Origin of the sequence: Pseudomonas sp. GD04058 (assembly GCF_029836855.1) — a bacterium.
Taxonomy (GTDB): domain Bacteria; phylum Pseudomonadota; class Gammaproteobacteria; order Pseudomonadales; family Pseudomonadaceae; genus Aquipseudomonas; species Aquipseudomonas bharatica.
The window spans coordinates 20,408-43,613 of the sequence record NZ_JAOECN010000019.1; the positions used below are offsets into that span (position 1 = coordinate 20,408).

Sequence of the window (23,206 nt, forward strand, 5' to 3'; positions counted from 1 at the left end):
TGCAGGCGCTCAAGCAACCCATATGCCAAGGCGCTGTCATGCAACCGCCGCCATGGCTATAATCGCCACCTCTCCAAATCCTGAGCCAAGCCCGCCCATGTATACCCTGGCCCGCCAGCTGTTGTTCAAACTGTCCCCGGAAACTTCCCACGACCTGTCGCTCGACCTGATCGGTGCCGGCGGCCGCCTGGGCCTCAACGGACTGTTGACCAAGGCGCCGGCGCGCCTGCCGGTGAAGGTCATGGGCCTGGACTTCCCCAATCCGGTGGGCCTGGCCGCTGGCCTGGACAAGAACGGCGCGGCCATCGACGGTTTCGCCCAGCTCGGTTTCGGCTTCGTCGAGATCGGCACCGTGACCCCGCGCCCGCAGCCGGGCAACCCGAAGCCGCGGATCTTCCGCCTGCCGCAGGCCGAGGCGATCATCAACCGCATGGGCTTCAACAACCTCGGCGTGGACAACCTGATCGAGCGCGTGCGCGCCGCTCGCTACCAGGGCGTGCTGGGCATCAATATCGGCAAGAATTTCGACACACCGGTCGAGCGCGCCGTGGACGACTACCTGATCTGCCTGGACAAGGTCTACAACCATGCCAGCTACATCACCGTCAACGTCAGCTCGCCCAACACCCCGGGCCTGCGCAGCCTGCAGTTCGGCGACTCGCTCAAGCAACTGCTGGACGCCCTGGCCGTGCGCCGTGAAGAACTGGCCCTGAGCCACGGCAAGCGGGTACCGGTGGCGATCAAGATCGCGCCGGACATGACCGACGAGGAAACCGCGCTGGTTGCTTCGGCCCTGCTGGAGTCGGGAATGGATGCGGTGATTGCTACCAACACCACCCTCGGCCGCGAAGGTGTCGAAGGGCTGGAGCATGGCAACGAAGCGGGCGGCCTGTCCGGTGCCCCGGTGCGTGAGAAGAGCACCCACACGGTGAAGGTCCTGGCGGGCGAGCTGGCCGGGCGCATGCCGATCATCGCGGCGGGCGGTATCACCGAAGGTCGCCATGCGGCCGAGAAGATCGCAGCCGGTGCGAGCCTGGTGCAGATCTACTCCGGCTTCATCTATAAGGGCCCGGCGTTGATCCGTGAGTCGGTTGATGCTATCGCTGCGATGCCCGGAAGATAATTCGTAAGAGAAGGGTCTGCGCAGCATGATCCTCGCGCAGGCCCTTCGAAGCCAATAAAAAGGGCCCCGAAAGGGGCCCCTGGGCCTTAGCCCGCCGCCCGGATAGGGCGCGCATGTAAAACGGTTGAAACGGTTACGCTCCTCGATCAGCCAACGGCGTGAACTTCGTTGAGTCTATGGATACCTGCGGTGCCGGTCATTCCATCCCAGTTGTCGCCCCGTCCCTCGCGCCAGCCATTGATCCATGCCTGGCGCACCGACGGTAGGGTGAAGGGGCAAAGCTCCCGGGATTTGCCGGTGACTCCGTATTGGTAGCCACGTGAAAATGCTCTTTCCAACGGATCACGCTTAAGTCTTCTCATAGGGTACTGCCCTCATTTGTTGACTGTAATGTCCCGTCGACCTCGTTGAGGTCGGGCAGATTCTTTCTGCCGGTGTGCGCTCGCTGCCGGCGTGGCGAGCAGAAGTGTCGTACCGTTGCGGTCACGACCTGAGTTGAGTTCTAACCAATGGGGCGAAGCGTGTGAACGAACGAATTGTCATAAGCACGTAACCTTTCCATGGGTGAGGGGATAAGTAAAAAATTGCGTCAGAGGCAGATCCAGGGTAAAGCCAACTATCATCAGGAGTTACCCGGCCTTTGAAGCAAAAGGCCATCGCCGCGAAGGTTTTCCGGCGCTGACCGACTAAACGACGAAGGGTCGCATTCGCATCCTTCAGCAACAGAATTTTTCGTTCTGCCTGGCGATCAAAGCCTTTTTGCTGTCCGCGAAAAGGCATCGCGGGTGGCCCGGCATATCGGGTTTGTACTTATCGTACAAAGCCAGTGCCACTCGGGTGCTTGCGGAAGGCACCCGATCAAACTCTGGAGAGCGATGCGTTCGCTTCTTCACTACAAGGCTGGACTTGACCCATGTCGGACCGTTTCGAACTTTACCTCACCTGTCCCAAAGGCCTGGAAGGCCTGCTCGCCGATGAGGCCCGCGGCCTCGGCCTGGAGGATGTGCGCGAGCACACTTCTGCCCTGCGCGGCTCGGCCGATATGGAAACTGCCTACCGGTTGTGCCTCTGGTCGCGCCTGGCCAACCGCGTGCTGCTGGTGCTCAAGCGCTTCACTATGAAGAACGCCGACGACCTGTACGACGGCGTCCATGACGTTGACTGGCAGGAGCACCTGGACGCCGCCGGCACCCTGGCCGTGGAGTTCAGCGGCCACGGTTCGGGCATCGACAACACCCACTTCGGTGCCCTCAAGGTCAAGGACGCCATCGTCGACAAGCTGCGCAACGCCCAGGGCGAGCGGCCGTCGATCGACAAGCTCAACCCGGACCTGCGCGTGCACCTGCGCCTGGAGCGTGGCGAGGCCATCCTGTCCCTCGACCTGTCCGGCCACAGCCTGCACCAGCGCGGCTACCGCCTGCAGCAGGGCGCCGCGCCGCTCAAGGAAAACCTCGCCGCCGCCGTGCTGATTCGCGCCGGCTGGCCGCGCATCGCCGCCGAAGGCGGAGCCCTGGCCGACCCGATGTGCGGTGTCGGGACCTTCCTCGTCGAAGCAGCGATGATCGCCGCCGATATCGCGCCCAACCTCAAGCGCGAGCGCTGGGGCTTCACCTCCTGGCTCGGCCACGTGCCGGCGCTGTGGCGCAAGGTCCATGACGAAGCCCGCGCCCGTGCCGAAGCCGGGCTGGCCCGTCCGCCGCTGTGGATCCGCGGTTACGAAGCCGATCCGCGCTTGATCCAGCCTGGGCGCAATAACGTCGAGCGCGCCGGGCTGAGCGATTGGGTCAAGATCTACCAGGGCGAAGTCGGTACCTTCGAGCCGCGCCCGGACCAGAACCAGAAAGGCCTGGTGATCAGCAACCCGCCCTACGGCGAGCGCCTTGGCGACGAAGCCAGCCTGCTCTACCTCTACCAGAACCTTGGCGAGCGCCTGCGCCAGGCCTGTCTCGGCTGGGAAGCGGCGGTGTTCACCGGTGCCCCGGACCTGGGCAAGCGCATGGGCATTCGCAGCCATAAGCAATATGCGTTCTGGAACGGCGCCTTGCCGTGCAAGCTGCTGCTGATCAAGGTGCAGCCGGACCAGTTCGTCACCGGCGAACGCCGCAGCACCGAGCGCAACCAGGACCAGGAGCGACCGGCCCAGGCCGCTGCCGCCGAGCCGGCGCGCCTGAGCGAAGGCGGGCAGATGTTCGCCAACCGCCTGCAAAAGAACCTCAAGCAACTGGGCAAGTGGGCCAAGCGCGAGCACATCACCTGCTATCGCCTGTATGACGCCGACATGCCCGAGTACGCCCTGGCTGTCGATCTCTACCAGGGCTGGGTGCATGTGCAGGAATACGCCGCACCGCGTTCGGTCGATCCGGAAAAGGCCCAGGCCCGGTTGTTCGATGCGCTGGCGGCCATCCCGCAGGCGCTGGGCGTCGATCAGAGCAAGGTGGTGGTCAAGCGCCGCGAGCGGCAGAGCGGCACCCGCCAGTACGAGCGGCAGAACAGCCAGGGACAATTCCTCGAAGTCAGCGAAGGCGGGGTCAAGCTGCTGGTCAACCTGACCGACTACCTGGACACCGGCCTGTTCCTCGACCACCGCCCGATGCGCATGCGCATCCAGCGCGAGGCTGCCGGCAAGCGCTTCCTCAACCTGTTCTGCTACACCGCCACGGCCAGCGTGCATGCGGCCAAGGGCGGCGCGCGCAGCACCACCAGCGTCGACCTGTCGAAAACCTACCTGGACTGGGCGCGGCGCAACCTGTCGCTCAATGGCTACTCCGACAAGAATCGCCTGGAGCAGGGCGACGTGATGGCCTGGCTGCAGGGCAACCGCGAGCAGTACGACCTGATCTTCATCGACCCGCCGACCTTCTCCAACTCCAAGCGCATGGAAGGGGTGTTCGATGTGCAGCGCGACCACGTGCAACTGCTCGACCTGGCCATGGCCCGCCTGGCGCCGGGGGGCGTGCTGTACTTCTCCAACAACTTCCGCAAGTTCCAGCTCGACGAGCACCTGCAGGCGCGTTACGCCGTGGAGGAAATCAGCGCCACCACCCTGGACCCGGATTTTGCCCGCAACAGCAAGATCCATCGGGCCTGGCGCATCCAGGCCCGGTGATCCGAATGACGACCGAGGGGCTCTCGCTGATGTGGCGACTGGCTATTATTGAAGAGAGCCCTGAGAGCCGTTACCGGCTGGCGTCCTGAGTGCTTGCCCATGTCGAAGCCGAAAATGCTCGGTTTTATCAGCGAAGAAGTGTCCGCCTGGCTGGTGGCCTTCGTCGCCCTGGTGATTGGCGGCCTGCTGACCGCCTTGCTCGCGCTCGCCGCCAGCAAGCTATCCCAGCAGCAACTGGCGCAGCGTTTCGAGCTGCTCGCCAACGAGCGCTATAGCCGCATCGAAGAGCGCATGGAGGACCAGGTGCAACGCCTGGACAGCCTGCGCCGGTTCTTCGTCTACGCCCAGGAAATCACCCACGACGAATTCGATGGCTATGTCGGACCTCTGCTGCACCGCTCCCAGGCGTACTCCTGGGCGCCACGGGTCAGCGCGGAGCAACGCGCGGGTTTCGAGCGCCAGGGGCGCAGGCTGTTCAGCCAGGACTTCAGCATCCGTGAAGTCGGTGAGGGTGGGGTGCTGCAACCGTCGCCGGCGCGGCCCCTGTACTATCCGGTGCTGTTCAGCCAGACCCTCAGCCAGTTGCCTCCGCCGCTGGGCTTCGACCTGCTGTCCCAGCCGCTGCGTCGAGACACCGTGCAACGCGCCAGCACCCCCGGTTCCATGGCCGCCTCCGCACCACTCGACCTGATCGGCGTGGCGCCGGCCTATACCCGCGGCATGCTGATGGTTGCGCCGGTGTTTGCCGCCGATGCCAGCGGCGGGGAACCCAAGGGCTACGTGATGGCGGTGCTGAGCATGCGCCAGCTGATGGCCGATGGCCTGCCCAGCGCCGCCGAGGACAACCTGGTGGTGCGGATTCTTGACCTGTCGTTGCCGTCCGGGCCGGAATCGCTGTTCGAATCGGGCAACCAGGCTGCCGAATCATCGTTGCAGGTGCGCAAGGTCCTGCATCTGGCCGACCGTACCTATCAACTGGATATGTCTCCCAGCCAGGAATTTCTCCAGGACAATCGCTCCTCGGCCATGGGCGTGGCCTTCGTCGGCGGCCTGCTGAGCCTGTTGCTCAGCGCCTTGCTGTTCAGCCTGTTCAGCCAGCGGCAGCGCGCGCTGACCCTGGTGGAACAGCGCACCGCCGAGCTGCGCATCAGCGAACAAAGCCTGCGTGATACCCACAACCAGCTGCGCAGCGTGCTGGACGCAGCCACCCAGGTCGCGATCATCGCCACCGACCTGCACGGGGTGATCAGCACCTTCAATGCCGGTGCCGAGCGCATGCTGGGCTACAGCGCTGCCGAGGCGGTGGGCAAGCTGACCCTGGAAAGCCTGCTGCTGCCCGAGGAAGTCCAGCAACGTGCGCGCTCCATCAGCCTGCGGTTCGGCCGGGAGATCAGCGGCAGCCAGGCCCTGCTGGGCGACGACCTGTCCGCGGCGGACCAGGAACCCGGCGAATGGACCCTGCGGCGCAAGGACGGCAGCCTGCTGCCAGCGAACATGCTGGTGACCGCGGTGCTGGATGAATATGGCCTATGGGTCGGGCACCTGGCGATCTGCATCGACATCACCGAGCGCAAGCGCGTGCACGAGGCGCTGGAAGCGCGCGATCGCCTGCTGGAGAAACTCACGGCCCAGGTGCCAGGCGGCATCTATCAGTTCCGTCTCGATCCCGATGGCCGTTCCTGCTTCAGCTATTCCAGCGAGGGCCTGCGGGACATCTACGAGGTCGAGCCCGAGTTGCTCAGGCAGGACGCAACCACGGTGTTCGAGCGGATCCATCCCGATGACCTGGTGCGGGTGCGCAGCTCGATCCGCGACTCCGCCGCGCAACTCACGCCCTGGCGCGAGGAATACCGGGTCAACCTGCCCAAGGCCGGCGTGCGCTGGGTGCGCGGCGAAGCGACGCCGGAGCGGCTGGCCAATGGGGGGACCCTGTGGCACGGCTATCTCACCGACATCTCCGATCTGAAACGGGTCGAAGAGGAACTGCGCGCGCTGTCTGTCACCGACTCGCTGACCGGCATCCACAACCGCCGCTATTTCCAGGAGCGACTCAAGGCCGAACTGGAGCGTGCGCAGCGCGGTGGCCAGGACCTGGCGGTGATCATGCTGGATATCGACCACTTCAAGCAGATCAACGACCACTTCGGCCATGCGGTGGGCGACCTGGTATTGCAGAGCCTGTGCCAGCGCATCAGCAACCGGCTGCGGCGTACCGATGTGTTCTGCCGCCTGGGGGGCGAGGAGTTCATGGTGTTGTGCCCGGGCAGCAATGCCAGCCAGGCGCACTCGCTGGCGCTGGAGTTGTGGCAGGGCGTGCGCAGCGTGCCGGTGGAGGGAGTAGGGCGGGTGACTGCGAGCTTCGGTGTGGCCGGCTGGCGACCGGGGGAAGGGGCTGATGCCTTGCTGTTAAGGGCAGACTCCGGTGTCTATGCCGCCAAGCAAGGTGGGCGGGATCGGGTCGAGGCCGAGCAGCTCTGATATTCATCGCTCATACCGGCCTCATCGCTGGCAAGCCAGCTCCCACAGGTTCGGCAGCGACGCGGACACTGATGTCTTGCTGCTGGGGCGGGACCGGGTCGAGGCGGAGCAGCTTTGATCTTTGTCGCTCATGCGGGCCTCATCGCTGGCAAGCCAGCTCCCACAGGTTATGCGATCCCTGTGGGAGCTGGCTTGCCAGCGATGAGGCCATCAGCAACGGCGCGAATCTCAGGGCTGGCTTGCCAGTGCCGCCTTCGGCTGCTTGTACAGCTCCAGCAATACTTGGTCCAGCACCGCCGAAGCCCCCCAGGGGCGCGGGTCGTTGAGGATCGCCGTGACCGCCCAGGTGGTGCCGTTGCTGTCACGGCTGAACCCGGCGATCGCCCGCACGGTGTTCAGGGTACCGGTCTTGATATGCGCTTCCCCGGCCATCGCCGTGCGCTTCAGACGCTTGCGCATGGTGCCGTCCATGCCGGTCAACGGCAGCGAGCTGATGAACTCGGCGGCGTACGGGCTCTTCCAGGCGGCCTGCAGCATGGTCGCCATTTCCCGTGCGCTGACCCGCTCGGCACGGGACAGCCCGGAGCCGTTTTCCATCACCAGGTGCGAGGCGATGATGCCTTTCTTCGCCATCCATTGCCGCACCACCCGCTGCGCAGCGCGGGCGTCGTCACCGTCGGCATCGGTGCGGTAGCGCGCGCCAAGGCTGAGGAACAGTTGCTGGGCCATGGTGTTGTTACTGTACTTGTTGATATCGCGGATGATCTCCACCAGGTCCGGCGAGAAGGCGCGGGCCAGCAGGCGCGCGTTCTTCGGCACTTCCTCGACCCGGTTGCGGCCCTGGATGGTACCGCCCAGTTCGCTCCAGATCGCCCGCACTGCGCCGGCGGCGTAGGTCGGGTGGTCGAGCAGCGACAGGTAGGTCTGCGAGTTGCAACCTTCGGCGAGCTGGCCGGTTACGGTCACGCTGACGCCGTCGGCCTGTTGCACAGGGTTGTAGCGCACATCACCCGTGCATTGCTTGCCGGCCACGGCCTTGACCTGGTTGTCGATGCGGATGCTGGCGATCGGCGGCTCCACCGAAACCAGGACCCGGCCACCGTCATTACGGGCAACGAAGCGCAGTGCCTTGAGGTTGACCAGCAACGAATCGGGCTTGACCAAGAACGGCTTGTTCTCGTCGCCACCATCATCGTTGAACTGCGGCAGTTGCGGCTGGATGAAATGGCTGCGGTCGAGGACCAGGTCGCCGGTGATGGTCTGCACGCCGTTGGCCCGCAGGTCGCGCATCAGCAACCAGAGTTTTTCCATGTTCAGCTTGGGGTCGCCGCCGCCCTTGAGGTACAGGTTGCCGTTGAGCACGCCGTTGCTCAGCGGCCCGTCGGCATAGAACTCGGTTTTCCATTGGTAGGTAGGGCCGAGCATTTCCAGGGCGGCGTAGGTAGTGACCAGCTTCATGGTCGAGGCCGGGTTGACCGAAACGTCGGCATTGAAAATGGTCGGGGTGCCCGGGCCGTTGAGCGGGATCATCACCAGGGACAGGGCGGAATCGTCGAGCTTGTTGGCCTTGAGCGCCTGCTGCACCTTGGGCGGCAGGCTGGAATTGGCAGGTGCGGCGGATGCCGGCAAGGCGAAGGGCAGAAGCAGGCCGGCGAACAACAGCGAACGAAGGGATGGGGTCATAAGCACTGGAACCCTGCACGCAGAAGGGTGAATTGAAACGGGGCTTTACAGGATGATGGCCCCGACTGGCAAAAATGATAGCGCGCATTATGCCCCAAGCCTGCGCCGGTGTGCGTTGCCATACGCATGCGTGCTGCGGTTTTGTCGGGTTTTCCCGGGCATAAGGAGGGCGAAACTGGTAAAGTGCGCGGCGTTATTACTCAAGAGGATTGTTTCATGGCTACCAACCGTTCCCGCCGTCTGCGCAAAAAGCTCTGTGTAGACGAATTCCAGGAACTGGGTTTCGAGCTGAACCTGGGCTTCAAGGAAGACCTGAGCGATGAAGCCATCGACGCCTTCCTCGACGCATTCCTGGCCGAAGCCATGGATGCCAACGGCCTGGACTATGTTGGCGGCGACGACTTCGGCCTGGTTTGCCTGGCCAAGCGTGGTTCGGTCAGCGAAGAGCAGCGCGCTGCCGTCGAAGCCTGGCTGAAGGGCCGCAGCGAACTGACCAGCATCGAGGTCGGTCCGCTGGTCGACGCCTGGTACCCGGAAAAGCCGATCAACAAGGCCTGATGAACGTAGCGCGGCAGCCCATGGGCTGCCGCGCTGCTTTTCAGCTCTTGTCTTCCCCGCCAGCGTTCGCTGGCCCCGGCAGATTCCCAAGGGTCTGGCGCAGGGTCTGGTCGACCCTGCGCATCTGCCGCAGCACCTGCCGCTTGCGGCGCCTGAGCACCGGCTCGGGCGCATAGCGCGCACAGACTTCCTCTAGTTTTTCACAGGCCAGGATCAATTCCTCGGCCTGGACGATGCGTGCCACCCCGAGAATCTGGTGCGCGACGCTTTTCAGTTGTTGCGGGTCGCCGTGGGTGTCGGTGGCGATGAGCCGTTGCTGGTCATCGGGGCTGCTGCGCAGCAGGGTTTCCAGCAGGCGCCGCAGTTCCTGCGGACAATCGCCGATGATCGGTTGCAGGCCGCTCAGGTCGATCAAGGCCGGCGCCTTGTGCAAGGTTACACCGGCCAGGCGCTGACCCAGGGTGTGCAAGCCGATGGGCTTGAGCAGGCAATCGTCCATGCCGGCCTGCTGGCATTGTTCGCGGACTTCCGGCTGGGCGTTGGCGGTGTAGCCGAGGATGATGCAGGCGGGGCGTTGCCGACGTTTTTCTTCCTCGCGTACGGCCCGGGTGAACTCATAGCCGTTCATGCCGGGCATGTTGCAATCGACGATCAACACATCGAAGCGAGCTTCGCGCCAGAGCGCCAGGGCCTCTTCGCCGTTGTCCAGGCAGTGGTAATGCACGCCGAGGAATTCCAGTTGCTGGGCCACCAGTTGCAGGTTGGCGGGATGGTCGTCCACTACCATGACCCTGAGGTTGGTGCTGGGCATGGGCGGTGCTGCTTCGCCGGGTTGCGCTTCGCTGCTTTCCGGCAGGCTGCGCAGGGGCAGGGTGACGCGGATTTCCGTGCCCTCGCCGGGCTTGCTGAACAGGCTCAGCCTGCCGCCCATCATTTCGCACAGGCTGCGGCTGATCACCAGGCCCAGGCCGGTACCGCTGCGCGCCTGGGCGCTGTCCGGTTCGACCTGGACGAAGGGCTGGAACAGGCGCTGCTGGTCTTCCGCCGAGATACCGACGCCGGTATCGCACACCGACAGTTCCAGTTGCAGGTCGTGCCGCCCGTTGTCGCCGCCCTCGGGCAGGCTGGACAGGGCGAGGTCGATCCTGACCTGGCCCCAGGTGGTGAACTTGATGGCGTTGCTGACCAGGTTGGAGAGGATCTGCCTGACCCGCAGCGGGTCGAGCAGTACGTCGCGGTTGGCGCTGCGCGAGATGGTCAGCTTCAGTTCCAGGCCCTTTTCCCGGGCCATGCCGTCGAATACTTCGCCCACCGACTGCACCAGGTGCGCGGGGTTGGCCCGCTCCGGGCTGAGGTTGAGATGACCCGACTCGATGCGCGCGATATCGAGGATATCGCCGATGAGCGCCAGCAGGTCGCGGGCGGAGCGGTAGGCGACCTCGATAGCGGCATGCTCCCTTTGCGGGTCGCCGGTGCGCTTGAGGGCCAGCTCCAGCATGCCGATGAGTGCGTTCATGGGCGTGCGGATTTCATGGCTCATGGTTGCCAGGAACACGCTTTTCGCGCGGTTGGCCGCATCGGCCTGCTCCTTGGCCAGGCGCAGGTCGTGGATCAGTTGGCGGCGTTCGCTGATGTCCAGCCAGCCACCGATGATGCCCTTCACCTCGCCCAGCGAGTCACGGTAGGGCAGGACCCAGTGATAGATGGTCTGCTCGGTATCCTTGAGCATCAGCGGGCGATCGACGATCAGCGGCCGGCCCTCGTTCATCACCCGCAGGTAATCGGCCTGGATCTTGCGCGCATCCTCGGTGACGCCCAGGGGCGCGTCGTGGATCGACTTGCCAAGCACGGCCTCCAGTTCCACGCCGAGGGCCTGCAGATAGCTGTCGTTACAGGTCTGCAGCAGGCCGTGGCGATCGCGTACATAGATGGGATGGGGGGTGCCGTTGACCATGGCCCGCATGAATTCGAGCTGGTCGTTGAGCGCCCGCTCGACAGCCTCGCGCTGCTTGATCTGGCGGCGCATCCAGGCATTCCAGGCCAGGGACAGGAGCAATAGGACCATGGTCCCGAGAATGATCTTCAGAATGCTCTGCTGATGGCTTTGCCAGTACGAATACGAGCCGCCGTTATAGCCTCGCCAACGGCTGTTGATGATGCCCATTTCCTCGGGGACGATGCTGGTCAGGGCCTTGTCGAGGATCGATGCCAGTTCCGGGTCGTTGCGTGAGGTAGCCAGGGAGAAGGTCGCCGGTATATCGCTGACAGTGGCACGTATCATCAGGTGGCGCTGGGTAGTGAGGTTGAAGTTGGCATTGATCAGGGCCATGACCATGCCGTCCACCTGTCGAGAGTGCAGCATGCTGGCGGCGGCGGCGGTGTCTTCGGTGGAGACCAGCTGGATGTCCGGGTAACGTTGGCGGATGCCTTCGTTCAGCAGGTTGCCGCGGCTGACGGCCAGGCGCCGGCCTTGCAACGCTTCCAGGGACTGGGGCGCATCCTTGCCGTCGCGGGTGACCAGGACATAGGAGTTTTCCAGGTATGGGCGGCTGATATGCAGCGCCGCTTCCCGTTCGGGGCTGCTGGAAATGGCCGCGATCAGTTCGGCGTGGCCATGTTGCACCTGCTCGATCATGTCGCTGATGCCGTTGCTGCGCTTGATTTCGAAATGCAGGCCGGTGCGCAGGCGGATGAGTTCCAGCAGGTCGGCGGCGATACCCCGCAGATTGCCCGCGCGGTCGAAGAAGGTCAGGGGGGCGGCATGCTCGTCCACCGTGACCCGCACCACCGGATTCTTCGCCAGCCACTGTTCTTCGCTGGGTGACAATTGCAGCTTGCGATCGGTGAGCAGGATGCTGCTGCCCGCGCTCCAGCGCTGGAAAATACTGGCGCGGGTGGTGCTGGTCACGGCTTCGAGGGTCTTGTTGATCAGGGTCAGCAGCACCTGGTTGCCCTGTTGCACGGCAAAGCCGAAGCCGGTGGCTTCGTGCTTGGCGAAATTGGCCATCTTGAGGTTGCGCAGGTGACTCTGGTTCAGCAGGTAGTGGGTCGACAGGGTGTCGCCGAGGAAGACGTCGGCCTGGTCGAAGGCGACTGCGTTGAGCGCGTTATGGTAGGAGCTGTAGGTGCGGATGCTGGCGTATGGGTAGGTGGCGCGCACATCGGCCAGCGGCAGATAATGCTCGATCATGCTCAGGCGCAGGTCCTTCAGGCCGGTATCCAAGGGCCGGTTCTCGTTTTCCCGTGTCACCAGGACCGGCTGGTCTTCGGCGTAGGGCTGGGAAAGGGCGACGCCTGGCACGGCGAGATCGTAGCTGTTGGCGCTGCCGAGCAGATCGATCCGACCTGCGACCAGTGCCTGTAGTGCCAGGTCGCGGCTGGCGAAGCGCTTGATCCTCACGGGCAGCCCGAGGGTTGCGCCGAGCAGGCCGGCGTAGTCGGCGGTGACCCCTTCGTAGTCGCGGCCGCTGGCGGTCATGTCGAACGGCGGGTAGTCCGGCGCCGAGATGCCCAGAACCAGTTCGTGCCGGTTATGCAGCCAGGCCTGCTGGGCAGGCGTCAGGGCGATCCGCAAGGGCACCTGGGCGCTGCGGCTGAAGAGTTTGAGCGTGTCGTCCAGCGACGTATTCGCCTGCGCGCGTTCGAGACAGAGCCCGAGCAGCAGGCCGAGCAGGAGCGCCTTGCCAAGCATGCGTGCATTCATACCAGTTCGTTGCGTTTGGCCATTTCGATTAGCTCCACCAGCGAGCGCGCCTTGAGTTTTTGCATCAGGCGTTTCTTGTAGGTACTTACCGTCTTGTTGCTCAGGAACATGCCTTCGGCGATTTCCTTGTTGCTCCGGCCCTGGGCGAAAAGTTGCAGGACCATCAATTCGCGGTCATTGACCGATTTGAAGCGTTCTATTTCCTCGGGGGTTTCAATCTGCTGGCGCAATGGACTGATGGCCTGGCTGGGGAAATAGTTATATCCGGAAAGTACCGCGCGGATGGCACTTAGCAGTTCGCTCAGGTCTTCCTGTTTGCATACATAGCCGCAGGCGCCGGAGAGCATGCAGCGGATGGCGAACAGCGCCGGCGATTGTGCGGTGAGCACCAGGATCTTCAGCGATAGCGACATGGTATTGAAGCGTGACAGCACTTCCAGACCGTCCAGGCGGGGAATGCCGATATCGAGGATGACCAGGTCGGGCGGGCTTTCCCGGACCATCTGCATGGCGTCGACCCCGTTATCGGACTCACCGGCGATCCGGTAGCCTTCGTTCTCCAGCAGCATTCGCAGGGCCAGGCGAATGACAGGATGGTCATCGACAATAAAAACAGAGTGCATGCTCAATCTTCCAAAGGAATGCTTGTAGAAGCGGCACCATAGCCCAGATGAGAAGCCCGCACATAAAATGAGTGGGGGTTGGCTTTAATATAGGAATTTTCCTACTTTGTATTTTCTTAATGGCTACAAAGTTGTTTGGGAAGGTTCCACTTTTATGTCGGAAGATAGAGGCAAAGAGCCATGTTGCTATTGTCTAGCGGGGTCCCCAGGGGACCCCGCTGCCTGTCAGATCGGACTTGAACGCCCGGTCATTTCCCGTGCCATCTCGGTGGCGTAGCTGTCGGTCATTCCGGCAATGAAGTCGATCATGCGCAGGAACGCTGCATGCAGGGAGCCGTTCGGGTCCGGCGCGTTGTTACCGAGCAGATCAAGGATGCGTCGGTGCTTGAACGACGGCGTGCGCCCGCCATGCTGCTCCAGGGCCGCGCCACAGAAGGCGTTGAGGAGAATCTCGAGGGTGGTGTAGGCGCCGATTTCATGGAGCGTCTTGCGTTTGTCCTGGAAGATTTTCTTGCGCGCGATGTCCTTGGCCTGAAGCACGCAGCGCTTGGCCGGGCCATCCATGTGTTCCACCAGGTCGCCTTGCAGGGTGCCGGCCAGCAAGGCGTCCTGCTGTTCGACGAAGGCCCGCGCGGCGGCGTTGGTCAGGTGTTCGATGGCCTTGCCGCGAAGGATCGCCAGCTTGCGCCGCCGTGAGTCCTGCGGGCCGAGCTGGCGGTAGGTTTGCGGAAGGTCGTCGCCGACCAGGCCAAGCAGCAGTGCTTCCACTTCCTGGTAATCCAGCAGCTCCATCTCCAGGCCGTCTTCCAGATCGATCAGGGCGTAGCAGATGTCATCCGCCGCTTCCATCAGGTACACCAGTGGATGGCGGGCCCAGCGCTGGTCTTCCAGTTGTGGCAGGCCGAGCTTGCGGGCGATCTGTTCGAGCAGCGGCAGCTCGCTTTGGTAGCAGCCGAACTTGTGCTTCTTGTAGCCAAGGGCGTCGGCGTGACGTGCGGTCCAGGGATATTTCAGGTAGGTGCCAAGGGTGGCGTAGGTCAGTCGGGTGCCGCCGTCGAACTGGTGATATTCCAGTTGGGTCAGTACCCGGAAGCCCTGGGCATTGCCTTCGAAGTTGAGGAAGTCGGCGCGCTCGGTGGGGCTCATCGCGTCGAGCCAGCCGCGCCCGGCAGCCTGCTGGAACCAGTGGCGGATGGCGTCCTCACCCGAGTGGCCGAAGGGCGGGTTGCCGATGTCATGCGCCAGGCAGGCCGATTGCACCACCATGCCCAGGTCGCTGGGCTCGCACCAGTCCGGCAGGACTTCGCGCAAGGTTTCGCCAACGCGCATGCCCAGCGAGCGGCCCACGCAACTGACTTCCAGCGAGTGGGTCAGGCGGGTGTGGATATGGTCGTTGCTGGTGACCGGGTGGACCTGGGTCTTGCGTCCCAGGCGGCGGAAGGCACCCGAGAAGATGATGCGGTCGTGATCCTTGTGGAACGGGCTGCGGCCCAGTTCCTCGGAGCTGTGCAGGGTTTTGCCGAGGCGTTCGCGGGTAAGCAGGGTGTGCCAGTCCAAGGCCGGGTCTCCATAACAAGGGGCAGGGGCCTAGCTTCCCGTGTTCCAGGGCCGCGCCGCAAGCTCAAAGTCCGGCGGCGTCCACGTCGATCAGTAACAGGCGGCGTCCGCTGTCGAAGAACTGCCCGGCGGTCAGGCAGTACTGGTTGGTCGTGGCATCGCGATAGGTGTTGGACAGGATCAGCCGGCGCTCGTCCCAACCCTCTGCCAGCAGGTGGTAGAAATACGGCCGCCACGACCAGTTGTGCCCCAGGTAGCTGGAGTCGATGTGCCAACTGTCCTGGCGCCATTCCAGGTTCGGCGTCAACTGGGTGCCGTGGCGATCGCAAAGGAAGAAGCGCAGCAGCCAAGGGTAGGCCTTGAGGTCGGGCAGCTTTTCCAGGGCGGCATTGGCCAGGACCCACTGCTGCAATTGCGGCATCAGTTCCACCAGTTGCTGGCGCCGCTGCATCAGCCTCGCCCGCTCTGCCAGCTTGCCATGCACGTACTGCTCGCGTAGTTGGGCGAAGCGCCCGGCGAAGGTTTGCGCGGGGAAGAAGCCAGGTTCGGCGCCAGCGAAGAGAAAGCCTTGCAGGTAGCGCGCACCGCATTCCAGGGCGAAGTTCAGCTCGGCCTCGGTCTCGACCCCTTCGGCGATGATCACGCAGCCGGTTTTCTCGGCCATCTGCGCCAGGGCCTTGACCACTTCGCTGCTGGGGCCGCCCCGGGCCGCCGCCTGGAACAGGCGCATGTCGAGCTTGAGGATATCCGGTTGCAGCGAGAGCACGCGGTCCAGTTGCGAGTAGCCGGCTCCGAAATCGTCGATGGCGACCCGCGCACCGGCCTCCCGGTAGCGCTGCACGACCATCGCCAGACGTTCGCGGTCACCGCCGGTCTCGGTGATCTCGAACACGACCCGGCGCGGATCGATGCCTTGCTGCTGCAACTGGACCAGGCTTGGCAGCGGCTCGCCAGGTTGCAGTTCGCTGACCCAGCGCGGCGAGATGTTGAGGCTGAGAAACCAGTCTCCCGGGGCCTGGTGGAATTGTCTGAACGCCTGTTCCCGCAGGGTCCGGTCGAGTTTCAACAAGTCGGCGGAGGGCATGTGCGGATCGTTGAACAGCGGCCCCACCGAGCGCAACTGGCCGTCGCTGCGGCGCAGGCGCCCCAGGGCTTCGACGCCAGCGATACGCCCTGTGGCGGTGTCGATGAACGGCTGGAAACAGGCGAGCGGTTGCTCGTCGGACACGGCGACTCCTTGTTGTTCTTGGACGCGGAAGGGCGGCGGACCGCCCGGTCAACGTTCTGCAAGAATGCCGCCAGTTCCGTTAACGACGATTCGGCGGTTGCTGCATGAACAGGCGAATCAACGGCAGCAGGCCACTGGCCAGCCTGGTCATGCGCGACAGGTTGCCGCTGCGCGCGCCCTTGCCGGTGATGAACCCCAGCAACACCACGGCACCAATGCCCCACAGCGGCGCATGCTTGATGCCAAGGCCGCCCTGCAGGCCGCTGTGCAGGCTGTCACCCATGCTGCGCAGGCGGGTCAGGGGTTGCAGGGCATTACCGGCTTCGTTGCGGATTTCCTGGCGATGCATCTCCATGCGCAGGCGCACCATGGCCTTGCGCAGTTCCCGGCGATCGGAGGTCTTGGGCAGTTCAGGCAGGCTCATGGCAACAGGCGCTCCCGGTCCTTGGCAAGTTCTTCGAGGGTGCCGCGGAACGGCGACAGCTCGTCATGCACCGCAGTTTTCAGGCGTATGGCGCAGAACAGCGCAGCGATGCCGTAGAACACGCACAGCCCGATGATACCGGCCAGGCGATAGCTGTCCCATAGCAGCACCAGCAGCAGCGCCGACAGCGCGGTCAGCAGGAGCAGGGCGAAGACCAAGGCCAGGCCTGCGAAGAGCAGGAGGTTGAGGGTGCGGGCCTTCTGTTCCTGCAGTTCGATGCCGAACAGCTCGACATGACCGTGCAGCAGCCCGAGGATCGCCGCGCCGAGGCGCCGCGACGACGAGCCGGGGGATTGGTTTTCCATGGCCAGGCCCTCAGCGCCGACTGGCCAGCAGACCGATCAGGAAGCCCACTCCGGCAGCGATGCCGATGGATTGCCATGGATTGTTCTGCACGTAGTCCTCGGTGCTGGTCAGCGCCGCCTGGCCGCGCTCGCGCAGATCATGATTGGTCTGTTGCAGGGTTTCCCGGGCACGCAGCAGGCTGTCGTGGATCTGCGCGCGCAGCTCGTCGGCCTGGTCCCCGGCGAGGGTAGCGGTGTGTTCAAGGAGTTTCTCGGTGTCGCGCACCAGGGTCTGGAAATCCGACATGAGGATTTCCTGGGCGGTTTGTGCCTGTTTGCTGGCCATACGGTTCTCCATGAAAGGTTGGCAATCGGAATTTCGAGTGCAGGGCGTTGCTGAAGGTTCAGTCAGACGTCGCTGGTACAGCAATTGCTACGCAGTGGTGCGTTTGGCCTGCGGCTTGCGCCTTTTCCGGGCGTCGAGCCGTCTGGCCTGCTGTTCAACCATAACCCAATTCAAGCCAACCCCGGAAAAATCACCTCGCTCGGGTTTTTTCACCCACGGATGGGCGTCCGACTGATCCAGTCTGGTGCGTCATGGATGTCTCTCGAACTGCTTTGGTGCTTTTTTCTTTTTGCAGGCCTGCCGTCTTCATGGAAAATTTGCAAAGCGCAGTGGACTCCCTGGTCCAGGGCTCCAATACCCTGTTCATCCTTCTCGGCGCAGTCATGGTGCTGGCCATGCATGCCGGTTTCGCCTTTCTTGAAGTCGGCACCGTACGCCACAAGAACCAGGTCAACGCACTGTCGAAGATTCTCAGCGACTTCGCCGTCTCGACCCTGGCGTACTTCTTCATCGGCTACTGGCTGTCCTATGGCACGCATTTCCTGCATCCGGCAGCGACCCTCGGTGCCGAGCATGGCTATGGCCTGGTGAAGTTCTTCTTCCTGCTCACCTTCGCGGCGGCGATCCCGGCGATCATCTCCGGAGGTATCGCCGAGCGGGCACGCTTTGCCCCGCAATTGTGCGCGACCTTGCTGATCGTAGCGTTCGTCTATCCGTTCTTCGAGGGCATCGTCTGGAATGGCAACCTTGGGGTGCAGGCCTGGTTGACCGCGGCCTTTGGCGCGCCGTTCCATGACTTTGCCGGCTCCGTGGTGGTGCACGCCATGGGCGGCTGGCTGGCACTGGCGGCGGTGCTGCTGCTGGGCCCGCGCAACGGCCGCTACCGCGAAGGGCGCCTGGTCGCCTTCGCGCCGTCGAACATTCCGTTCCTCGCGTTGGGTTCGTGGATCCTGATCGTCGGCTGGTTCGGCTTCAACGTGATGAGCGCCCAGACCCTGACGGCGGTCAGCGGCCTGGTGGCGGTCAACTCGTTGATGGCCATGGTCGGTGGCACCGTCGCCGCGCTGCTGGTGGGGCGCAATGACCCTGGCTTCCTGCATAACGGACCGCTGGCCGGCCTGGTGGCGATCTGCGCCGGTTCCGACCTGATGCATCCGGTGGGCGCGCTGGTCACCGGGGCGGTGGCGGGTGCCTTGTTCGTCTGGTGCTTCACCGCGACCCAGAACCGCTGGAAGATCGACGACGTGCTCGGTGTCTGGCCATTGCACGGCCTGTGCGGGGTATGGGGCGGGATTGCCTGCGGGATCTTCGGGCAGCAGGTGTTCGGCGGGCTGGGTGGGGTGAGCTTCGTCAGCCAGTTGATTGGTAGTGCCGCTGGCGTGGTCGTGGCCCTTGCCGGTGGTTTCATCGTCTACGGTCTGATCAAGCGCGTGCATGGCCTGCGCCTGAGTCAGGAGCAGGAGTACTACGGCGCCGACCTGTCGATCCACAAGATCGGTGCCACCAGCCAGGACTGAAATGCTTTCTTAGGAGCACCACTGAACCTGTGGGAGCTGGCTTGCCAGCGATGACGTCGGTGAACTCACTACTGCCATCGCTGGCAAGCCAGCTCCCACAGGGTGCGCGTCGCGTCTTTGATCAGCGGCCGGCCAGCAGGCGCGCCTCGCTGGTCTTGATCGCACTCAGCGGCCCACAGACCAGTATCGAATCCCCGGCATGCAGGAACGTCCCGGTGTTCAGGGCCAGTTCGGTGCCGTTACGCTGCACCGCCTGCACCTCCACGCCCAGTTGCTCCAGCGCCAGGTCATCCAGGCGCCGCCCGCAGGCATAGGCACTGGATGGCAATTGCACCGCATGCATCAGCACCTTGGGCTGGCCTTCGCTGTCCACCAGGTCGGTCTGCGCGCCCTGGTAGAAACCTTGCAACAGGCGGTAGCGGCTCTGGCGCACTTCCTCGACGGTCTTGCGCACCCGGTCCTCGGGAACGCCGAGCATCACCAGGGCATGGGACGCCAGCATCACGCTGGACTCCAGCACCTCGGGGACCACGGCGCTGGCCCCGGCGGCGCGCAGTTCATCGCGCAGGCTGTCGTCGCGGGTGCGCACCAGGATAGGAATCTGCGCGTTGCGCTGGCGTGCGGCCTTGAGTACCTGCATGGCCACGTCGGTATTGTCCACGGCCACCACCAGCAGCCGTGAACGCTCCAGGCCGATGGCTTCGAGTAACTCGCCACGCCGCGAATCGCCATAGTGCACGCAGCTCTCGCCGGCCGCCGCCTCCTGCACCCGCACCGGATCATCGTCCAGGGCGATGAAGGGCAACTGTTCGCGGCGCAGGAAACGGCCGATGGACTGGCCGACCCGACCATAGCCACAGATGATCACGTGCCCCTTGATATCGGCACTCTGCGCTTCGATTTCTTCCAGGTGGACTTCTTCGTTGGGCTTGCGGTGCAGGCGCAGGGCCACGGCCGGCGCGGCGCGCAGAAGAAGGGGAGTGACCAGCATCGAGCAGAAGGTCGCCGCCAGCAGCAATTGGCCCAGTTCGGCGGGAAGCAGGTTGCTTTGCTGCATCTGCGCCATCAGGGCAAAGCAGAACTCGCCGCCCTGGGCCAATGCCAGGCCGCTGCGCCAGGCGGTTTCCGCATCGCTGCCGCGCACCCGCACCAGCGCCGCCACCACCAGGCCCTTGAGCGATAGCAGGCCTAGGGTCAGGGCGAGGATTTCCAGGCCATTGCTGGCGAACAGGTGCAGGTCGATAAGCATGCCGATGCTGACGAAGAACAGGCCCAGCAGGATGTCGCGGAACGGGCGGATATCGGCCTCGATCTGATGGCGGTAGTTGCTTTCGCCCAGCAGCATGCCGGCGAGGAAGGCGCCCAGTGCCGGCGACAGGCCGAGCAGGTGGGTCAGCCAGGCGGTGAGCAATACGATCACCAGGGCCAGCAGCACGAACAGTTCGGCCGAATGGGAACTGGCGACTTCATGGAACAGCCTCGGCAGCAGCCAGCGGCTGGCCAGCAGCAGGCCGACGAACAGGATCACGGTCTTGCCCAGGGTCAGCGGCAGGGCCCAGTACCAGGCCTGGCTGGATTCACCGGCGAACACCGGGACCAGGGTCAGCAGCAATACCGCCACCACATCCTGGAACAGCAGCACGCCAATGGCGTTCTGCCCGTGAGTGCTGAAGATCTCGCCCAGGCTGGTCAACTCCTTGGACACGATGGCCGTGGACGACAAGGCCAGGCCGCCACCGAGCAGCAAGGCTGCCGTGCTCGGCATGCCCAGCAGCGACAGGGCGCCGGCCAGGGCCAGGCCGCAGAACACTACCTGCAGGCTGCCCAGGCCGAACACCACCTTACGCAAGGCCAGCATTTTCGACAGGGAGAATTCCAGGCCGAGGGAAAACAGCAGGAAGACTACGCCCATTTCCGCCAGGTCCGGCAGTTCCTCGCTTTCGTTGACCCAGTCCAGTGCCGTAGGGCCGACGAACAGTCCGACGCACAGATAGCCGAGTACCGGCGGCAACTGCAGGCGCCTGAACACCGCGATGACGACCAGCGATGACGCCAGGATGATCAGCAGATTTGCGAACACACCACATACTCCCTGTAAAAACGGCAAAAAACGTCTAGCGTACGGCAAACCCGAGCCAGGCCCCTTGATCCCGGTCAGGTCGTCGCGTTGCGCGCATGCCTGCCTCGACGGACCCGGGGGTGCCCCCTAGAATGAACCTCCCGTTCATTTTGTATCGGTAATTTTCAATGCTTCCTGAATGCCAATTGTTCGGCACCCTGGGTTGCCACCTGTGCGAAGTGGCCGAAGCGCTGCTGATGCCGCTGGTGGAGCATGGCCTGCTGGTGGAGCTGGTGGATATCGCCGACGATCAGTTGCTGTTCGAGCGTTACGGTTTGCGCATCCCGGTGTTGCGGCGCTGCGACACCGGCGCGGAACTGGACTGGCCGTTCGACGTCGACCAGGTGGTGGCTTTCCTCGGCTAGGTCACCGTTTCACATTTTGATGCACAAGGACGCATGCAATCGTCATCGCGGCGGTTGGAGAATCCGCTGGCACCGGCCGTGGTGGCCGCTGCGGATTTTTTCAGCCAAGGAGTGGCATGCATGTTCCTCACCCCCCATTTCACCCTCGCCGAAATGACGGCCTCGCAGGTCGCCAACCGGGCGGGGCTCGACAACAATCCCGACAGCCAGGTGATCGCCAACCTGGTCCGGTTGTGCCAGACCCTCGAGTCGGTACGCAGCCTGATCGGCCAGCCGGTCCTGATCACCAGCGGCTATCGCAGCGAAGCCTTGAACCGCCAGATCGGCGGTTCGGGGGCCAGCGCCCATATTCGTGGGCTGGCAGCCGACATCATGGCCGTCAGCCTTTCGCCCCGCGAGCTGGCCCTGCGGATCATGGACAGCAACCTGGACTTCGACCAGTTGATCCTGGAATTCGACGGCTGGGTCCATCTGGGCCTGGCCGAACACAAGCTCCGCCGCCAGGTGCTGACCATTCGCAAGGGCACCGGCTACCTGCCGGGCTTGCAATGATTCGTTACGTCAATTGACGTTCAACCCGCTCGCCTCCTATGCTGTACATAAATACAGTATGCGGGGCGGGCAGCTTCATGCCCGGAGAAACATGATGGTCAACGTCGAACAACTCAAAGCCAGCGTCAATGCCATGTCCGTCGACCAGGTGCGCGGGGCCGTGGCGGAACTGCGTCTGGAAGGCCTGGTCACCGACGACCGTACGCCATTCGGCAAGGTTCACTTCAACACCTGCTTCGCCGAGATCGAAGCCCTGTTCCAGCGCGCCGGTTTTCACCGGCCGCTGGATGTGGTGGGCTTCGACGGCCAGGCCTATGCCTTGTACGACGCCGGCCGCTGGGAGGCAGTCGATGTGTTGCGCTGGTTGAAGGCGGCCTGCGACACGGCGTCGGTCGAGGCTGGCTGAAGCTGTAGGCATGCCGGATAATGCCCGGCCCCCAGCTTGCGAGGCTTCCCATGAGCGTTGTTTTCGATCCGGCCAGCCAGCAGGCCAGTACGGTCTGCCTGCCGCCGGGCAATTGGTCCACTGTGCTGGACTGTCTTTGCGAGCACTTCAAGGCGATCGGGCGCGAGGTCTGGCTTGATCGTTTCGCACGCGGCCGGGTGCTGGATGCCCAAGGCCAGCCGATCGCGGTCGATCATCCTTATCGCGTGGGGCTGCGTATCCATTACTTCCGCGAAGTGCCCAACGAAAAACCCATTCCGGTGCTGGAGGCTATCCTGCACGTGGATGAGCATCTGGTGGTCGCCGACAAGCCGCACTTCCTGCCAGTAACCCCGACCGGCGAGTATGTCGAGCAGACCTTGCTGCGCCGCCTGATCCGCCGTCTCGACAACCCTCACCTGGTGCCGCTGCACCGTATCGACCGGCATACCGCCGGGCTGGTGCTGTTTTCTGCCAATCCGCAAAGCCGCTCGGCGTATCAGCAGCTGTTCCCGACCCGACGCATCGACAAACAGTACCAGGCCATTGCACCGGCCTTGCCCGGCTTGGATTTTCCATTGGTGCACAAGAGTCGCATGGCCAACGGCGAGCCGTTTTTCCGCATGCAGGAAGTGCCAGGGGCGAGCAACAGCGAGACCCATGCCGAGGTACTGGAGAAGCAGGGTGGCCTGTGGCGCTACGGTCTGTCGCCGGTGACCGGCAAGACCCACCAGTTGCGCGTGCATATGGCGGCGCTGGGGGCGCCTATCTGCAACGATCCGTTCTATCCCGAGGTGGTTCAGGGCGAGGATGATTATGCAAAGCCGCTGAAACTGCTGGCGCGCAGCCTGAGGTTCGAGGATCCGTTGACGGGACAGGAACGGTATTTCGAGAGTCGTTTGAGGCTTGATTGGTGAGGTGGCCTTTCGGGCCTCATCGCTGGCAAGCCAGCTCCCACAGGGGTTGCATGCACCGCAGGACCTGTGGGAGCTGGCTTGCCAGCGATGAGGCCCGAAAGCCCAACAAAAAGGCCCGGAAGCTAAGCACTTCCGGGCC

Annotated in this window: 19 protein-coding genes; 9 read left to right on the forward strand and 10 right to left on the reverse strand. The window is 63.8% G+C overall.

What is annotated here, in order from left to right:
• Window positions 1–97 precede the first annotated feature (97 nt).
• Entirely contained in the window at window positions 98–1,123 is a 1,026-nt protein-coding gene (locus tag N7650_RS16540) for a quinone-dependent dihydroorotate dehydrogenase (protein WP_279899163.1), read from the forward strand.
• 146 nt (window positions 1,124–1,269) lie between these two features.
• Here N7650_RS16540 and rmf read toward each other — a convergent pair whose 3' ends face one another.
• On the reverse strand, window positions 1,270–1,485 hold the full coding sequence (gene rmf, locus N7650_RS16545) for a ribosome modulation factor (RefSeq protein WP_009404525.1): 216 nt from the start codon (window positions 1,483–1,485) through the stop codon (window positions 1,270–1,272).
• A gap of 551 nt (window positions 1,486–2,036) precedes the next feature.
• Here rmf and rlmKL point away from each other — a divergent pair.
• Entirely contained in the window at window positions 2,037–4,229 is a 2,193-nt protein-coding gene (gene rlmKL / locus N7650_RS16550) for a bifunctional 23S rRNA (guanine(2069)-N(7))-methyltransferase RlmK/23S rRNA (guanine(2445)-N(2))-methyltransferase RlmL (protein WP_279899165.1), read from the forward strand.
• Window positions 4,230–4,328: 99 nt separating this feature from the next.
• Window positions 4,329–6,707, forward strand: coding sequence for a diguanylate cyclase (locus tag N7650_RS16555; protein WP_279899167.1), 2,379 nt, complete (start codon window positions 4,329–4,331; stop codon window positions 6,705–6,707).
• Window positions 6,708–6,935: 228 nt separating this feature from the next.
• Here the strand turns inward: N7650_RS16555 and dacB are convergent, their stop codons facing one another.
• Window positions 6,936–8,390 carry a D-alanyl-D-alanine carboxypeptidase/D-alanyl-D-alanine-endopeptidase gene (gene dacB / locus N7650_RS16560; protein ID WP_009404531.1) on the reverse strand — a complete coding sequence of 485 codons (1,455 nt, stop codon included), beginning with the start codon at window positions 8,388–8,390 and terminating at the stop codon, window positions 6,936–6,938.
• A gap of 216 nt (window positions 8,391–8,606) precedes the next feature.
• Between dacB and N7650_RS16565 the strand changes: the two genes are divergently transcribed.
• Entirely contained in the window at window positions 8,607–8,948 is a 342-nt protein-coding gene (locus N7650_RS16565; protein ID WP_009404533.1) for a YggL family protein, read from the forward strand.
• Window positions 8,949–8,988: 40 nt separating this feature from the next.
• On the opposite strand, the gene N7650_RS16570 is transcribed toward N7650_RS16565, so the two are convergent.
• The 7 genes from N7650_RS16570 to N7650_RS16600 all read right to left on the reverse strand — a co-directional run bounded on the left by N7650_RS16570 (window position 8,989) and on the right by N7650_RS16600 (window position 17,173).
• Window positions 8,989–12,651 carry a transporter substrate-binding domain-containing protein gene (locus N7650_RS16570; RefSeq protein WP_009404536.1) on the reverse strand — a complete coding sequence of 1,221 codons (3,663 nt, stop codon included), beginning with the start codon at window positions 12,649–12,651 and terminating at the stop codon, window positions 8,989–8,991.
• A complete protein-coding gene (locus N7650_RS16575) occupies window positions 12,648–13,274 on the reverse strand; it encodes a response regulator transcription factor (RefSeq protein WP_009404540.1) in 627 nt (208 codons plus the stop codon). The genes N7650_RS16570 and N7650_RS16575 overlap by 4 nt, the downstream gene beginning before the upstream one ends.
• Window positions 13,275–13,499: 225 nt before the next feature.
• Complete coding sequence (locus N7650_RS16580) at window positions 13,500–14,831, reverse strand: deoxyguanosinetriphosphate triphosphohydrolase (protein ID WP_009404548.1); 1,332 nt, start codon at window positions 14,829–14,831, stop codon at window positions 13,500–13,502.
• A 64-nt stretch (window positions 14,832–14,895) separates the two neighbouring features.
• On the reverse strand, window positions 14,896–16,059 hold the full coding sequence (locus N7650_RS16585; RefSeq protein WP_009404550.1) for an EAL domain-containing protein: 1,164 nt from the start codon (window positions 16,057–16,059) through the stop codon (window positions 14,896–14,898).
• Between the two features lie 79 nt (window positions 16,060–16,138).
• Window positions 16,139–16,483 (reverse strand): hypothetical protein, encoded by a 345-nt coding sequence (locus N7650_RS16590; protein ID WP_009404552.1) that lies wholly within the window; start codon window positions 16,481–16,483, stop codon window positions 16,139–16,141.
• Complete coding sequence (locus N7650_RS16595; protein ID WP_279899168.1) at window positions 16,480–16,848, reverse strand: phage holin family protein; 369 nt, start codon at window positions 16,846–16,848, stop codon at window positions 16,480–16,482. Before N7650_RS16595 ends, N7650_RS16590 begins: the two co-directional genes overlap by 4 nt.
• Before the next feature lie 10 nt (window positions 16,849–16,858).
• Window positions 16,859–17,173 carry a YqjD family protein gene (locus tag N7650_RS16600; protein ID WP_279899169.1) on the reverse strand — a complete coding sequence of 105 codons (315 nt, stop codon included), beginning with the start codon at window positions 17,171–17,173 and terminating at the stop codon, window positions 16,859–16,861.
• 308 nt (window positions 17,174–17,481) lie between these two features.
• Between N7650_RS16600 and N7650_RS16605 the strand changes: the two genes are divergently transcribed.
• Window positions 17,482–18,690 carry an ammonium transporter gene (locus N7650_RS16605; protein ID WP_279899170.1) on the forward strand — a complete coding sequence of 403 codons (1,209 nt, stop codon included), beginning with the start codon at window positions 17,482–17,484 and terminating at the stop codon, window positions 18,688–18,690.
• Between the two features lie 121 nt (window positions 18,691–18,811).
• Here N7650_RS16605 and N7650_RS16610 read toward each other — a convergent pair whose 3' ends face one another.
• Window positions 18,812–20,770, reverse strand: a complete 1,959-nt coding sequence (locus N7650_RS16610; protein ID WP_279899171.1) for a monovalent cation:proton antiporter-2 (CPA2) family protein — start codon at window positions 20,768–20,770, stop codon at window positions 18,812–18,814.
• Between the two features lie 167 nt (window positions 20,771–20,937).
• On the opposite strand from N7650_RS16610, the gene N7650_RS16615 reads away from it, so the two are divergent.
• The 4 genes from N7650_RS16615 to N7650_RS16630 all read left to right on the forward strand — a co-directional run bounded on the left by N7650_RS16615 (window position 20,938) and on the right by N7650_RS16630 (window position 23,067).
• Window positions 20,938–21,174, forward strand: coding sequence for a glutaredoxin family protein (locus N7650_RS16615; protein ID WP_009404566.1), 237 nt, complete (start codon window positions 20,938–20,940; stop codon window positions 21,172–21,174).
• Window positions 21,175–21,294: 120 nt separating this feature from the next.
• Window positions 21,295–21,726 (forward strand): D-Ala-D-Ala carboxypeptidase family metallohydrolase, encoded by a 432-nt coding sequence (locus N7650_RS16620; RefSeq protein WP_009404568.1) that lies wholly within the window; start codon window positions 21,295–21,297, stop codon window positions 21,724–21,726.
• A gap of 94 nt (window positions 21,727–21,820) precedes the next feature.
• Complete coding sequence (locus tag N7650_RS16625) at window positions 21,821–22,132, forward strand: transcriptional regulator (protein WP_279899172.1); 312 nt, start codon at window positions 21,821–21,823, stop codon at window positions 22,130–22,132.
• A gap of 50 nt (window positions 22,133–22,182) precedes the next feature.
• Complete coding sequence (locus N7650_RS16630; protein ID WP_279899173.1) at window positions 22,183–23,067, forward strand: pseudouridine synthase; 885 nt, start codon at window positions 22,183–22,185, stop codon at window positions 23,065–23,067.
• The last annotated feature ends 139 nt before the right edge of the window (window positions 23,068–23,206 follow it).